This is a genomic window from Bradyrhizobium cytisi (genome assembly GCF_008123515.1).
Taxonomy (GTDB): domain Bacteria; phylum Pseudomonadota; class Alphaproteobacteria; order Rhizobiales; family Xanthobacteraceae; genus Bradyrhizobium; species Bradyrhizobium cytisi.
Window position 1 is genome coordinate 59,734 of sequence record NZ_VSSR01000012.1, and the last position, 14,668, is coordinate 74,401.

12 protein-coding genes are annotated in these 14,668 nt (G+C 66.1%); 7 read left to right on the forward strand and 5 right to left on the reverse strand.

The features are described from left to right. Positions 1-4: 4 nt before the first annotated feature. Both FXB38_RS06995 and FXB38_RS07000 read right to left on the reverse strand, forming a co-directional pair. Positions 5-2,014 carry a methyl-accepting chemotaxis protein gene (locus tag FXB38_RS06995; protein ID WP_187434711.1) on the reverse strand — a complete coding sequence of 670 codons (2,010 nt, stop codon included), beginning with the start codon at positions 2,012-2,014 and terminating at the stop codon, positions 5-7. Between the two features lie 296 nt (positions 2,015-2,310). Beyond that, positions 2,311-2,754 carry a nuclear transport factor 2 family protein gene (locus FXB38_RS07000; RefSeq protein WP_187434712.1) on the reverse strand — a complete coding sequence of 148 codons (444 nt, stop codon included), beginning with the start codon at positions 2,752-2,754 and terminating at the stop codon, positions 2,311-2,313. A gap of 91 nt (positions 2,755-2,845) precedes the next feature. Here FXB38_RS07000 and FXB38_RS07005 point away from each other — a divergent pair, with 91 nt between their 5' ends. Both FXB38_RS07005 and FXB38_RS07010 read left to right on the forward strand, forming a co-directional pair. Next, positions 2,846-3,760 carry a LysR family transcriptional regulator gene (locus FXB38_RS07005; RefSeq protein ID WP_148750069.1) on the forward strand — a complete coding sequence of 305 codons (915 nt, stop codon included), beginning with the start codon at positions 2,846-2,848 and terminating at the stop codon, positions 3,758-3,760. A 163-nt stretch (positions 3,761-3,923) separates the two neighbouring features. Continuing rightward, positions 3,924-4,550, forward strand: coding sequence for an FkbM family methyltransferase (locus FXB38_RS07010; RefSeq protein ID WP_283812723.1), 627 nt, complete (start codon positions 3,924-3,926; stop codon positions 4,548-4,550). A 55-nt stretch (positions 4,551-4,605) separates the two neighbouring features. Here FXB38_RS07010 and FXB38_RS07015 read toward each other — a convergent pair whose 3' ends face one another. Next, complete coding sequence (locus FXB38_RS07015) at positions 4,606-5,226, reverse strand: glutathione S-transferase family protein (RefSeq protein ID WP_148750073.1); 621 nt, start codon at positions 5,224-5,226, stop codon at positions 4,606-4,608. Between the two features lie 127 nt (positions 5,227-5,353). Here FXB38_RS07015 and FXB38_RS07020 point away from each other — a divergent pair, with 127 nt between their 5' ends. After that, positions 5,354-6,634: a flavin-dependent oxidoreductase gene (locus FXB38_RS07020; RefSeq protein WP_148750075.1), complete on the forward strand. Its 1,281-nt coding sequence runs from the start codon at positions 5,354-5,356 to the stop codon at positions 6,632-6,634. 203 nt (positions 6,635-6,837) lie between these two features. On the opposite strand, the gene FXB38_RS07025 is transcribed toward FXB38_RS07020, so the two are convergent. Then, positions 6,838-7,266 carry a PaaI family thioesterase gene (locus FXB38_RS07025; RefSeq protein WP_148750077.1) on the reverse strand — a complete coding sequence of 143 codons (429 nt, stop codon included), beginning with the start codon at positions 7,264-7,266 and terminating at the stop codon, positions 6,838-6,840. 75 nt (positions 7,267-7,341) lie between these two features. Further along, positions 7,342-8,439, reverse strand: a complete 1,098-nt coding sequence (gene mutY / locus FXB38_RS07030) for an A/G-specific adenine glycosylase (RefSeq protein WP_187434714.1) — start codon at positions 8,437-8,439, stop codon at positions 7,342-7,344. 122 nt (positions 8,440-8,561) lie between these two features. Between mutY and FXB38_RS07035 the strand changes: the two genes are divergently transcribed. The 4 genes from FXB38_RS07035 (at position 8,562) to FXB38_RS07050 (ending at position 14,578) form a co-directional block, all read left to right on the forward strand. Next, the gene (locus tag FXB38_RS07035) at positions 8,562-9,053 is read left to right on the forward strand and encodes a DUF721 domain-containing protein (RefSeq protein ID WP_148750081.1); all 492 of its coding nucleotides are present in this window, start codon (positions 8,562-8,564) and stop codon (positions 9,051-9,053) included. 136 nt (positions 9,054-9,189) lie between these two features. Next, a complete protein-coding gene (locus tag FXB38_RS07040) occupies positions 9,190-9,861 on the forward strand; it encodes a DsbA family protein (RefSeq protein WP_148750082.1) in 672 nt (223 codons plus the stop codon). Between the two features lie 216 nt (positions 9,862-10,077). Then, positions 10,078-13,542 (forward strand): chromosome segregation protein SMC, encoded by a 3,465-nt coding sequence (gene smc / locus FXB38_RS07045; RefSeq protein WP_148750084.1) that lies wholly within the window; start codon positions 10,078-10,080, stop codon positions 13,540-13,542. A 58-nt stretch (positions 13,543-13,600) separates the two neighbouring features. After that, entirely contained in the window at positions 13,601-14,578 is a 978-nt protein-coding gene (locus FXB38_RS07050; RefSeq protein ID WP_148750086.1) for a small ribosomal subunit Rsm22 family protein, read from the forward strand. The last annotated feature ends 90 nt before the right edge of the window (positions 14,579-14,668 follow it).

A 14,668-nucleotide genomic window follows, 5' to 3' on the forward strand; every position in this document is an offset into this window, starting at 1 on the left:
GCTTTCAGGCGGCGTGGACCGAGCCCAGGAACCTGGCGACTTCCTGCTTCAGCCGGTTGCTGTCGGCCGACAGCGAGCGCGCCGCCGAGAGCACCTGCGAGGACGCCGAGCCGGTGTCGGAGGCGCCGCGCTGGACATCGCCGATATTGGTCGAGACGCGCTGGGTGCCGTGCGCGGCCTGCTGGACGTTGCGGGAGATCTCTTGCGTCGCCGCGCCCTGCTGTTCCACGGCGGCGGCAACCGTCGAAGAGATTTCCGACAGCCGCTCGATGGTGCCGCTGATCTCCCGGATGGAGCCAGCCGATTCTTCGGTCGCGGCCTGGATGCCTGAGACCTGCTGGGCGATCTCGCCGGTGGCTTTTGCGGTCTGCTCGGCCAGCGCCTTGACCTCGGAAGCGACCACGGCAAAGCCGCGGCCGGCTTCGCCCGCGCGCGCCGCCTCGATGGTGGCGTTCAACGCCAGCAGATTGGTCTGGCCGGCAATGGTGCTGATCAGCTCGACCACGTCGCCAATGCGGGCCGCCGCCCTGGAGAGCTCGCTGACGCGGGCGTTGGTCCTGGTCGCCTGCCCCACGGCCTCGCTGGCGATGCGGGCGGATTCCTGGACCTGGCGCGCGATCTCGGAAACCGAGGAGGACAGCTCTTCGGTGGCGGACGCGACGGCCTGGACGTTGGCGCTGGCTTCCTGCGAGGCGGAGGCGACTTCCGTCGACAGATCCTGGGCGCGGGTCGCGGTCGCCGTCAGCGTGCCGGCGGAGGCCTCGAGCTCGCTCGAGGCCGACGACACGGTATCGACGATCTCGCCGACGGCCTGCTCGAACCGGTCGGCGAGCCGGACCATGTCCTTCTTGCGATCCTCGGCCTGCCGCGCCTCGGTCTCGGTCTGCTCGTGGCGCATGCGCTCGGTGTCGATCATGTTGTCCTTGAACACCTGGATCGCCTTGGCCATGTCGCCGATCTCGTCGGCCTTGCCGCGCGAGGGGATCTCGACCGCGAGATCGCCGCCCGCCAACGCGCCCATCGCCCGCGTCATCGCGGTCAGCGGCCCGACGATGCTGCGGGCGATCAGGACGGCGACGATCAAGCCAAGGAGAGTGGCAATACCGCCCGCGATCGCCTGCACGGATGTCGTGCCGTCGATCACGGCTTCGGCTTGGCTGCGCGAGTCCTTGTAGTCCTTCTTGAGGGCAGTCTCGGCGACCTTGAGCTTGGCGATGCTGTCGACGATGAGGGGCGCGAGGCTCTTGTGGTAGATCTCGTCGGCCTGGAGCATCGCGGCCGACGTGGTCTCGAATGCGGATTTGTAGATTCCGAGCGAGGACTTCACCGGCGCGAGCGTGGCGCGCAATTCGCTCGCCTGCGGGCTCTTTTCGAGCGCGGCGAGCCGTTGCGACGCCCTGTCCACATTGGTTCTGAAATTGGCGGGCCCTTTGGTGTCACGCAGCGCCAGGAAGCGCCAGTTTGCGATCTGAACCAGCAGCAGCCGGGACTCGAGGTCTGCGACGAGCGAGGCGGTGTCCTCATCGACGGCCGCGCGCGCCACGTCGACCAGCTTGTTCATCTTGACGGTCAGCTCGTCGCCACTCGGCAGCAGCGTCGCCTTGCCGGTCCGCGCCTCGTTGACGGCGTCGCCGAGATTGTCGCGCAGGCTTTTCATCTTCGCGATATCGGCGATCAGATCGTTGTAGAGCTTGCGCCGCTCCCCGGAGGCCGTGCCCTTGGCGCCGACCTGAAGCAACTCGGTCGCCGCGGTCTCCCGCTCGGACGCCTCCCGCATCGCGGTCTCATTGGCGTCGTAGATGTAGCGCAGATTGGCGCGCTGGATCGCCTGGAGATGGGTCGATATCTCCAGGACCCGCGCCGTGCTGTCCGAAAATGCCGAGGCCTTTGCGACCTGGTCCTGCACCGACCGCAAATTCCAGATGGCCACCACCGCCATCACGAGACCAACCACGACCAGCGCCATGAAGCCGGCATAGAGACGGCCCCTGATCCGCAAACGAAAGCTCGGCATTCCCAGTGTCCACCCGGAAGCATGTGAATTCAGGCGGACGCACAACTCCGGCGATCGTCACGGCCACCCCAGCAGCCGCGCGTCACCTCATCGGCGACTCGCGCTGCACCGCGACACAATGCGGGACACTTCTTAATTGAACCTTCTAATTTTTCGCGCATCTCGCCAAAGCCCCGCACAAAACCTGCTGATATTAGCGGCATCTGCGCAAGGTTTTGGCGCACGGCCCGCAAGCGTATGCAGATCGCTGCAAAGGGCGCGGCGACGGACGTTTGTCAGGCCGTCGCCTGCTGCAATCAGCTCGCGGCCCTCGCACCCGTTTGCGGAAACGGGCCCAACGCCTTCTCGGTCAGGACCGAGTCACAGTACTCCCGGATCTCCTTGATCTTGCCGCCCTCGAGCCGAAACACCAGGCAATAATCATTGTCGTAGCGCACGCCCTCGGGCGTGACATTGTCGCCCTTGGCCTCCACCGCGACGATGTCGCCATCGGCGATGAAGCGCTCGGCGACCGTGCGCGTCCGGTCACGCAGGCGGGTCCGCACATAGCCATGCAAATCATTCATGATCGCATCCTTGCCAGAGAAAGTGCGCGACCAGGAATACTGGCCGGTGACGATCCATTTGGCGTCGTCGGCAAGGCTTGCGGCGAATAGCGCGCGGTCGCGCACCGCCGGATCGGGGTTGGCGGCGGCGGCGAAAATATCCTGCATCAGTTTCTTGTTGGCGCTCGCGCTCATGGCGGCATCTCCGTTTGGTGACAACAGGGAGAGCATCGCTGCCCGACGGCAATTCTTCAAATCGATAGTGAATATGATATCTATTCACCTCATGAATTTGAATTCGCTCGACCTCAATCTATTGACCGCGCTCGACGCGCTGCTGCGCGAGGCCAATGTCAGCCGGGCAGCCATGCGCATCGGCCTGTCGCAGCCGGCCACCAGCCACGCGCTGCAACGCCTGCGCGATATCTTTGGCGACCCGCTGCTGGTGCGCACCGGCGCGCGGATGGAGCTGACGCCGCGAGCACAAGCGCTGCGCGCGCCGCTTGTGCAGGCGCTGGACCAGGTGCGCGGGCTGTTCGTGCCGGATGAATTCGACGCGGCGCGCAGCGAGCGGCCATTCCGCCTGATGATGCCGGACCTCGCGGTCGAGCTGCTGATGCCGCCCCTGATGGAGAAGGTGACGCGCCTTGCGCCCAACGTCCGCATCGACGTCGTGCCGTGGCGGGGTCCGGCGATCTTCCACGCCGAGTTCGCCCGCACCATCGATCTCGTGATCTCGATCGGCAACGCCTTCAAGGGTTTTCACCGCCAATTGCTCTACACCGACAGCGACGCGCTGGCGGTGCGCCGCGGCCATCCCATGGCCGCAAAGCTGAAGCGGCGCGAGACGTTCCTCGCCGCACGCCACGTCGGCGTGATCATCCGCGGCAACAGCGAGGATCTGATCGACACCTGGCTCCGCACCAAGGGCATCGAGCGGCACATCTCGCTGGTGGTGTCGGGCTATCTCGAAGCGCTGCACGTGGCCGCGCGCACCGACCTCGTCGCGTTCGTGCCGCGCCGGCTGATCGCGGCGCTGTCAAAACAGCTCGCTCTCGTCACGGTGACGCCGCCGCTCGATCCCGGAATCGACGAGCAGTTCATGTTCTATCCGACGCGGGCGCAGATGGATCCGGGCTCGATCTGGCTGCGGCGGCTGATGCTGGAGACCGGACGGGAGTTGGAGCGACACAAACGCTGAGCACCACGGCGGCGTCGCAAGGCGCTCGACTTGAAACAAACCCTCAGGGCCTTTAATGAGCCAGCCATAGGAACCGAAGGGGATCGACAGCATGCTGGGCCCGCACCAACCACTTGGATGGTTGATCCGTCTTCCGTTCAAGCTGGTTTCGCCGTCTTCCGTCATGCGGGTGCTCACCGGGCCGAACCGAGGCCTGAAATGGGTCGTCGGGGCCGGTAACCAGAGTTGCTGGCTCGGAACATATGAAAGCGATCATGCCAAGGCGATCGCCGCCCGCGTGAAACCAGGCATGACGGTTTTCGATGTCGGCGCACACGCCGGATATTACACCTTGATGCTATCCAGGCGCGTTGGACCGCAAGGCCGTGTTCTTGCGTTCGAAGCGAACGCCGCCAACGCGGCAAAGCTCCGCAAACATCTGCATCTCAACGACGTCGGGAATGTCGAGGTGATCGAGGCGGCCGTAACTGACCGAGACGGCGAGACGTTTTTCCATAGCAACGATGATGTCGGCAAATACGGCTACATGGGGAAGATTTCAGAAGCCGGAACGCCGGTCAGGACGGTCCGCCTCGACGACTTTCCGACCCCGGACCTGATCAAGATGGACATCGAGGGCGCCGAGACGCTGGCTCTCACGGGTGCGGCGCGGCTCTTGTCCGAGCACAAGAGCACGATCTTCCTCGCCCTGCACGACGGCGCCTTCGAACAGGCGCCGTCCATTTTGAAACAGCATGGTTATCGGATCGAGCCGGCCGGAGAGCGTGAACTATGGGCCACTCCGACCTAGCCTCGTAAGGCCGGTCAGCCGCCCTGCGATCCCCAAGCCTGTGACCCTCGAGACCTCAGGCCTTCTGCGCGTCCATCACCTTGCGCACGGCGGGGCGGTCCGACATGCGCTTGAAGTGATCGGCGATCTTTGGCGTGGCATCGATGTCGACGCTGTCACCCTCCAGCCAGTGCGAGAGCGTGTGGAGGTAGGGATCGCAGATCGTGAACTGGTCGCCCATCACCCAGGGGCCTTTGAACATCTTCTGCTCGATCAGGGCGAAGCAGGCTCCCATGGTCTTCGGGACCATCGCCTTCATGTCGGCGAACGAGCTTTCCTGCGTCGCCCAGCGCGCACCGCGCATCTTGTGGGCATGGTTGATGTGCGCGGTCGAGCAGAGATAGGAGTTGAACGACTGTACCTGGGCGAAGTCGAAGGGATCGTCGAGCGGTGCGAGCTTCGCCTTGGGGAAGGTCTGCGCGATGTAGGCCAGCATCGCAGGCGTCTCGGTGAGGACGCCGCGATCGGTCACCAGCGCCGGCACGCGGCCCTTCGGGTTGATCGCGAGATAATCCGGGCTGTTCTGCTGATTATCCTTGAAGCTCAGCCGTTCAGCCGTGTAGTCGGCGCCGGCCTCCTCCAGGCTCATGTAGGTGGCGAGCGCGCAGGTGCCGGTGGCGTAGTAGAGCTTGAGCATGTCGGACCTCATGGGAGATTTGGAAACTAGCGGCTGTCGTCCCTCAGGTCTATAGCACGACATTCTCTTCGCAGTTGCCCACATCCGCCCGCCTGTGCCAAGACGCCCGCACCTGGAGGGGTTTGTCATGACGGTACTCATCGCCGGTGGCGGCATCGGCGGGCTGACGCTTGCGCTCAGCCTGCACGGAATCGGCGTTCCCGTGAAAGTGTTCGAGAGCGTCGCGGAACTGAAGCCGCTCGGCGTCGGCATCAACGTGCTGCCGCATGCGGTGCGCGAGCTGATCGAGCTCGGGCTGATGGACAAGCTCGATGCCAGCGGCGTGCGCACTCGCGAGCTCGCTTATTTCTCCAAGCACGGCAAGCCGATCTGGAGCGAACCGCGCGGGCTGGAAGCCGGCTACAAATGGCCGCAGTTCTCGATCCATCGCGGTCCCCTCCAGCAACTCCTGCTCGACACCGCAATCGCGCGGCTCGGCCGCGACAACATTTTGACCAGCCATCATCTGGCGGGCTGGACCGAGACGGCCGCCAACGGCGTCCGCGCCGAGTTCATCGACAGAGCTACCGGCAAACCGGCCGGGACTTACGAAGGCGCCATCATGATCGCCGCCGACGGGATCCATTCCGCCGCGCGAGAAAAGCTCTATCCGCATGAAGGCGCGCCGATCTGGAACGGCCGCATTCTCTGGCGCGGCGTGACGGCATCAAAGGCCTTCTTGACCGGCCGCACCATGATCATGGCCGGCCACGAGATCCTGAAATTCGTCTGCTATCCGATCTCGAAAGAACCGGATGCGGCGGGCAATCATCTGATCAACTGGGTCGCCGAGCGCCATATGCCGCCGACCTATCAGTGGCGGCGCGAAGACTATAACCGCACCGCGCGGCTGGAAGAGTTCTTGCCATGGTTCGAAAGCTGGCAGTTCGACTGGCTCGACGTGCCCGGCTTGATTAAAAACTGCCCGCACGCCTACGAATATCCGCTGGTGGATCGCGATCCCGTGTCGCAATGGACTTTCGGCAAGGTCACGCTGATGGGCGATGCCGCACACCCGATGTACCCGATCGGCTCGAACGGCGCCTCGCAGGCGATCCTCGATGCCCGCACCATCACCCGCGAGATTTTGGCCCATGGCCCGACGCAAGCCGCGCTGCTCGCCTATGAAGCCGAGCGGCGGCCTGCGACCACCGACCTCGTGCTGCTCAACCGCAAGAATGGCCCCGAGCAGGTGATGCAGCTCGTCGAGGAACGCGCGCCGGATGGCTACAAGGTTGTCACGGACGTGCTGTCGCAAAAGGAGCTGGAAGACATCGCCGCGAACTACAAGCGCGTTGCGGGCTTTCAGGTCGAGGCGCTGAACGCGACGCCGCCGATCGTGAGCGGAGACGCTCGGGCGACGATATGAATTTTCGCACTAAGCGAGATGCGCATTGATGCGCCCTCACCCCTTGTGGGAGAGGGCCGCGACGCCGGTAGACGCGGACTCACTTGGGTGAGGGGTATCTCTCCACGCGTTCACTTCACACAATAGAATTCGCGGATAGATACCCCTCATCCGGCGCTTTGCGCCACCTTCTCCCACAAGGGGAGAAGGGGTATCGCATGCCGTCAGACTATTTTTCCGACGACCCTCGCCGCCTCCAGCAACCGCTCGCTTGCGCTCGCCGTCGCCAGCACCGTGCCATCCTCCGCCATCAGCTTGGCCTCGACGAACGCTATCGTCTTGCCGAGCTGCGTCACCGTTGCCTCGGCAATGATCGGCCCGGGCTTTGCGGGACTCAGAAAATTCACGGTCATGCTGATCGTGGTGGTGTAGAGCCGACCTTCGCTCATCACGAGGACCGCCGGGCCCATGGTGTCGTCGAGCATGGCGGAGAGCAGGCCGCCCTGGATGAAGCCGGCAGGATTGCAGAACTCAGGCTTGCCCTCGAAGCCGAGCTTGATCCAGCCGTCCGCGGGACGAGCATCGAGCAGGCGCCATCCCAACAGCTCGGCGCAGGGCGGCCTCTTGAAGTTGTCGAGCGCGGTCTTGACCATGCGAACCTCCGTGAGCGTCAAGACCTAGCGTAGACCTGCTGACACCCTCATGGCAGCAGGCGCGCCGCCTCAGCCTCAGTCCAGCGCGTGCGCAATCACCTTGCGCATGACGTTGGGCAGCGCCTCGTCGGCCAGCGTCGCGATCGGAACCCAGCGCATGCCTTCGGGCGCGCGCGTGCGAGCCTCTGCCTTCGCGGTGTAGACCACGAGCTCCAGCGGAAAATGCGTGAAGACGTGGGTGACCACGCCGACCTTGCGCTGCCAGCGCGACAGCCCTTTTAATTCCGGCGCCTGCTGTTTTGCCGTCGCGTCCTCCTGTCCGGCGCGCCAGTCGGAGCCCGGCACCTCGGTCATGCCGCCGAGCAGGCCCTTTTCAGGTCGGCTGCGGACGAGCAGATCATCACCGCGCGTGACGACGAAGGCGGCACCACGCCGCAGCGTTCCGCTCTTCTTCGGCGCCTTGCGCGGAAACGTCTCCTGCGTTCCAAGCGCACGCGCCGTGCAAGCCTCATTCAACGGGCACAGCGAGCAGGCCGGCTTTTTCGGCGTGCAGATCGAGGCGCCGAGATCCATCAGCGCCTGGGCACTATCGCCGGCGCGGGAGTTGGCCAGCAGCGTCGCTGCCAGTTGCTGGATCAGCGGCTTCGCCTGCGGCAGCTCCTCCTCGACCGCAAACAGGCGCGACACCACCCGCTCGATATTGCCGTCGACCGGCATGGTGTGGCGATCGAATGCGATCGCCGCAATCGCAGCCGCCGTGTAGGGGCCAATGCCCGGAAGAGTTCGCAACCCCTCCTCGGTGTCCGGAAAGGCGCCGCCATGCTCGCGCGCGACCGCCACCGCACAGGCATAGAGATTGCGTGCGCGCGAATAATAGCCAAGCCCGGCCCACATCCGCAGCACGTCATCCTGCGAAGCGTTTCCCAACGCCGTGACATCAGGCCAGCGCGCGACGAACTTCTCGAAATAGGGTCCGACCGCCTTCACCGTGGTCTGCTGAAGCATGATCTCCGACAGCCAGACGCGGTAGGGATCCGAGGTCTCGCCGGGCGCGGCGCGCCAGGGCAGCCTGCGGCGGTGGCGGTCGTACCAGGCGAGCAGCGCGACCGGGCGCGACACGGTCTCCGGCTGTCTGGGTTCCGATTTCGCCTTCAGGGCGGATTTGGGGCTCATGTCCTTACTGTAACGACAATGCACCGGCCTCTCCACGTCATGCCCGCGCTCGTCGCAGGCATCCACGTCTTTCTTCGCTGCGAGGAGTCTGCGGCTCGCGCGCCGAAGTGCTATAAGGCCCCATGTCCAAATTCCCTCCCAGACCCGGCCCCATCAGCGCCAAGCCGCTCGGGATCCTGCTCAACGACGTCTTTGCCGAGGCTTATGCCAAGCAGGGCTTTGCGGCGCGCGAGCTGGTGACGCGGTGGGCGCAGATTGCCGGGCCTGAGATCGCCGCCCATGCCGAGCCGCTCAAGATGCAATGGCCGCGGCCGGTCGAGGGCCAGCCGCAGGAACCGGCGACGCTGGTGCTGCGGGTTGAGGGCCCGATGGCGCTGGAGATCCAGCACTCGGCCGACGTGATCCTGGAGCGGGTGAACCGCTTCTTCGGCTGGAGCGCCGTCGGCAAGCTCGCCTTCCGCCAGGCCCCCCTGTCGCGCCCACGGCGCCCGGTGCGGCCCGCCCCGCCGGACCCCAAGGACGTTGCCAAGGTGGCGGAGAGCCTGGGAGATATCGAAGACGAAGAATTGAAGACTGCGCTGGCGCGGCTCGGGGCCGCCATCAAGCGAAATTGAGCCCCATTTCGCGGCCAATCTGGACCCGTCCCTGCTGCTCGCCATTGCCTCAAGCCACGTTTCAAGCTAGCGACAGGCCGCCCGGGAACCTTCGTATGAGCCTCGGGCGAGACCATGCCAATTCGGGAGCCCGACCGTGATCATCACCCGCCGCGCCTTCACCACGATGCTGTCGCTGACCGGGCTTGCCGCGCTCGCCGGGCTCTCGCCGCTGCGGTTGATCTCTGAAGCCATGATCCCTGAAGCCATGGCTCAGGCCGCCGGCGATGTCGCCAAGCCGGTGTCGCTGCCCGACATGGCGCTCGGCCCGAAGGACGCCCCCGTCACCATCACCGAATACGCCTCGATGACCTGCCCGCATTGCGCGGCCTTCAACGAGCAGGTGTTCCCCAAGATCAAGTCGGAATACATCGACACCGGCAAGATCCGTTACATCTTCCGCGAGTTCCCGCTCGACATCAAAGCCGCCGCCGGCTCGATGCTGTCGCGCTGCATCGCTAATGGCGACGCGCCGAAATACTTCGCGGTCACCGACATGCTGTTCCGCCAGCAGAACGACTGGGTGACGAAGAACACCACGGAGACGCTGACGCGGATCGGCAAGCAAGCCGGCCTCACCCAGCAGCAGGTGGAAGCCTGCCTGAAGGACCAGGCGCTGCTCGACAAGATCGCCGCCGACCAGAAATATGCCAGCGACGTTCTGAAGGTCGATTCGACGCCGACCTTCTTCATCAACGGCGAGAAGATCAAGGGCGAGACCTCGTTCGAGGAATTCGCCAAGAAGATCAATCCGCTGCTGAAGAGCTGATTCGCTCGTCAAGATCCTGATCCGCATCTCAAAAGCCGTATCTTTCCCGGCATAAATCCCTTGGGAAAAGCGGCTTTCGCAGGTTGCCCTCGCGGCACACCGCGGCCATTGTCCGCCGCATGAGGCGCCCCGCGCGACTCGCCCAGACAGCGACATTGCCTTCCATGCTATTGTCCGGGCAGGGGGATTCGCGCCTGCCAACAGAGATGCGTGCTTATGAAGATCACCCGCCTGCGCCTACACGGATTCAAGTCCTTCGTTGAGCCCACGGACTTCGTCATCGAGCCCGGCCTGACCGGCGTGGTCGGACCGAATGGCTGCGGCAAGTCGAATCTCGTCGAGGCGCTGCGCTGGGCGATGGGCGAGACCTCGTACAAGTCGCTGCGCGCTGCCGACATGGACGCGGTGATCTTCGCCGGCTCCGGCAACCGTCCCGCGCGCAACCACGCCGAAGTGACGATGACGATCGACAATGCCGATCGCACCGCGCCGGCGGCGATGAACGACAGCCAGCTGCTCGAAATCTCCCGCCGCATCGAGCGCGAGGCCGGCTCGGTCTATCGGATCAACGGCCGCGACGTCCGCGCCCGCGACGTGCAGATCCTGTTTGCGGATGCCGCCACCGGCGCGCGTTCGCCGGCCCTCGTCCACCAGGGCAAGATCGGCGAAATCATTCAGGCCAAGCCCGAGCAGCGCCGCCGCGTGCTGGAAGACGCCGCCGGTGTCGCCGGCCTGCACGCCCGCCGCCACGAGGCCGAGCTGCGGCTGAAGGCGGCCGAAACCAACCTCACCCGCGTCGAGGACGTGATCGGCCAGCTCGCAGGGCAAATGGAAGGCCTGAAGAAGCAGGCCCGCCAGGCCGTGCGCTATCGCGAAGTCGCAGCCAAGGTCCGCAAGGCCGAAGCCACCCTGTTCCATCTGCGCTGGATCGGCGCCCACGCCGACGTCAACGAATCCGGCCACACCCACGATCTCGCCGTGCGCGAGATGGCCGAGCGCACCCAGCACCAGGCCGAAGCCGCCCGCATCCAGGCGATCCGTGCCGCCGAAATGCCGGCGCTGCGCGATGCCGAAGCCCGCGCCGCGGCCGGCCTTCAGCGCCTGACCAATGCCCGCGAGCTGCTCGACCGCGAGGAGGAGCGTGCCAAGGAGCGCGTCGCCGAGCTCGAGCGCCGCCTCGCCCAGTTCGAGGGCGACATCTCCCGCGCCCAGCAGCAGACCATGGATGCCGAGATCGCGCTGCAGCGGCTCGACACCGAAGATGCCGAGCTGAAGGAAGAGATCAAGTCGCGCGTCGAGAAGCGCTCCGGCGTCGACGAGCGCGTCGGCGAAGCCGAGGCGGTGCTGACCGAAACCGAGCAGCAGTTCGCCGAGCTCACCACCGCGCTCGCCGACCTCACCGCCAAGCGCAACCAGTTAGAGGCCAACGTCCGCACCCACCGCGACAAGCTCGCCCGTCTCGACCAGGAGATCGCGAATGTCGCCGCCGAAGAGCAGAAGCTTGCCGCCGAAACCGGCGGCTTCGGCGATCTCGACGAGCTGACCGCAACGGTCGAAACCGCCGAGCAGACGCTGGCCGCTTCGGAAGCCGCCGCGCAAGCGAGCGAGGCCGCACATGTCGCCGCGCGCCAGACGCTGGAATCCTCGCGCTCGCCGCTCAATGAGGCCGACAAGCGCGTGCAGCGGCTCGATACCGAGGCGCGCACGATCTCGAAAATCGTCAACGGCGAAACCAAGAATCTGTGGCCGCCGATCATCGACGGCATCACTGTCGATAAGGGCTTTGAAAAGGCGATCGGCGCCGCGCTCGGCGACGATCTCGATGCGCCGGTCGATCCCTCGGCGCCGATGCGCTGGACCAATGCCGGCGTCACCGACGGCGATCCGGAGCTGCCCGAAGGCGTCACCCCGCTTGCCAACCACGTTCAGGCGCCGGCCGAGCTGACGCGCCGCCTGGCGCAGATCGGCGTGGTGCCGCGCGAGCGCGGTGCCGAGCTGGTGTCGCAGCTCAAGACCGGCCAACGGCTGGTCTCGCCCGAAGGCGACGTCTGGCGCTGGGACGGCTTTGTCGCCGCCGCTCACGCCCCGACCGGCGCTGCGCGGCGCCTTGCCGAGCGCGCCCGCCTCGTCGATATCGAGAACGAGCTGGAGCAGGCCCGCATCGACGCGCAGATCAAGCGTCAGGCGCTGGAGAACGCCGAGTCCGAGCTGCAGATGGCGGCCAGTACCGAAGGTGCCAGCCGCGAGGCCTGGCGTGCCGCGCAGCGCGAGCTGAACGTCGCGCGCGAGCGCCACGGCGCAGCCGAGCGCGAGATCAGCCGCCACGCCGCGCGCAAGGCGACGCTGTCGGAAGCGCACAGCCGTCTCGCCGCCGACCGCGCCGAGGCCGAAGCCGCGTACGAATACGCCGAGGCAGGCATCAGCGAGTTGCCGTCGAGCGAGGACACCGAGACCCGTCTCGCCGCCGTCCGCAGCGACATCGAAGGCCATCGCCGCATGGCCGCGCAGGTCCGCGCCGAGGCGCAGGCACTGGCGCGCGAGGCCGAGCTGGCCGACCGCCGCGTCCAGGCGATCCTCGCCGAGCGCACCGAATGGCAGAACCGCAAAGAGAGCGCGGCCTCCCATATCGACACCATTCAGGCTCGTATTGCCGAACTCACGATCGAGCGCAGCGATCTCGAAAACGCGCCCGCCGTGTTCGCCGAGAAGCGCAGCGCGCTGATCACCGAGATCGAATATGCCGAGAACGACCGCCGCCTGGCCGCCGATGCGCTCGCCGCCGCGGAGACCGCGATGGCCGAGACCGATCGCGTCGCCAAGCTGACGCTCGAGGCGCTCTCCAGCTCGCGCGAGGCCACCGCCCGCGCCGAGGAGCGCATGGAAGGTTCGAGGCGCCGGCTCGAGGACATCGAGCGCGAGATCCGCGACATGCTCGAAGTGGAGCCGCAGGCTGTCGCCGGCCTCGCCGAGCTCGAGCCCGGCGCCGAGCTGCCGCCGCTGCACGACATCGAGGAAGATCTCGAAAAGATGCGCCGCGACCGCGAGCGCCTGGGCGCGGTCAACCTGCGCGCCGAGGAAGAGCTGCGCGAGGTCGAGACCCAGCACACGGGTCTCGTCACCGAGCGCGACGACCTCGTCGAAGCCATCAAGCGGCTGCGCCAGGGCATCCAGAGCCTCAACAAGGAAGCACGCGAGCGCCTCCTGACCTCGTTCGAGGTCGTCAACAACCACTTCAAGCGCCTGTTCGTCGAGCTGTTCGGCGGCGGCGAAGCCGCGCTGCACCTGATCGAGAGCGACGACCCGCTGGAAGCTGGTCTCGAAATCATCGCCAAGCCGCCGGGCAAGAAGCCGCAGACGCTGTCGCTGCTCTCGGGCGGCGAGCAGGCGCTGACCGCGATGGCGCTGATCTTCGCGGTGTTCCTGACCAACCCCTCGCCGATCTGCGTGCTGGACGAAGTCGACGCGCCGCTCGACGACCACAACGTCGAACGGTACTGCAACCTGCTGCACGAGATGACCGCCTCGACCGACACGCGCTTCGTCATCATCACGCACAATCCGATCACGATGGCACGGATGAACCGCCTGTTCGGCGTCACCATGGCCGAGCGCGGCGTCTCCCAGCTCGTCTCGGTGAACCTGCAAGAGGCCGTGGACATTCTCGACCAGAACGTGGCGTGATATCTCTGCCGTCCTTCCGGGCTCGCGGAGCGAGAACCCGGAATGACGGTAGGCAACCATGATCTCACCCACCTTCCCCGCTGAACTCAAAGCCGCCCTCGACGCCAGGCTGCAGGGCTTCTCCCGCACCGACGCTGCACAGCGGTCGCAGAAGATCTCGACCACCTATCGCGCCGGCGGCGGCTCCGGCACGATCAAGTCCGAGGCCGATGCGCTCGCCTATGCGCTCGCGCGCATGCCGGCGACCTACGCTGCCGTCGCGGCAAGCCTGAGCGCGCTCATCGAGATCGCGCCGGACCTCGCTCCCGAGACATTACTCGACGTCGGCGCAGGCCCGGGCACCGCGAGTTGGGCGGCCGCCGAGGCCTTTTCGTCGTTGCAGGATTTTACGCTGCTCGACGCCAACGCCACGCTGAGCCGGCTCGCGCTCGAGCTGGCGCGCGACAGCTCGCGCCTCTCGGGTTGCCGCTATCTGCCGGGCGATGCCGCCGCCAACCTCGCCGAAGTCTCGCAAGCCGATCTTGTCGTCGCGAGCTATGTCATCGGCGAGCTCGGCGAGAGCGATCAGCGCAAGCTTGCCGAGACAATGTGGGCCAAAGCGCGCCACGCGCTAGTCGTGATCGAGCCCGGCACCCCCGCCGGCTATGCCCGCATCCTCGCGCTGCGCCAGCAACTGACTGCGGCCGGCGCCTTTGTCGCCGCGCCCTGCCCGCACGAAAAGCCCTGCCCGCTCATCGCGCCCGACTGGTGCCATTTCAACCAGCGCCTGCCGCGCTCGCAAGCGCACCGCCAGATCAAGGGCGCGGAGGTGCCGTTCGAGGACGAGCGCTTCATCTACGTCGCCCTGACCCGCGCGCCGCCCGCGGCCCGCGGCCCGCGCGTGCTGGCGCCGCCGGATGTCGGCAAGGCCGAGATCACGGCCAAGCTCTGCACTGAGGACGGCGTCGCACTCGCCAAGGTGCCGCGGCGGGACAAGGCTGCTTATGCGGGCGCCCGCCGCTGGCGCTGGGGTGATGCCGTTCTGTCCGAAAGTTAACCCCGTTCGGCGCTTTTGCCTTGAACTCGGATGGTTCCCGGTCCGACCAAGTCTTACCTTCCCTCCGCGCGGGGCTCTCCCCCCGGCGCC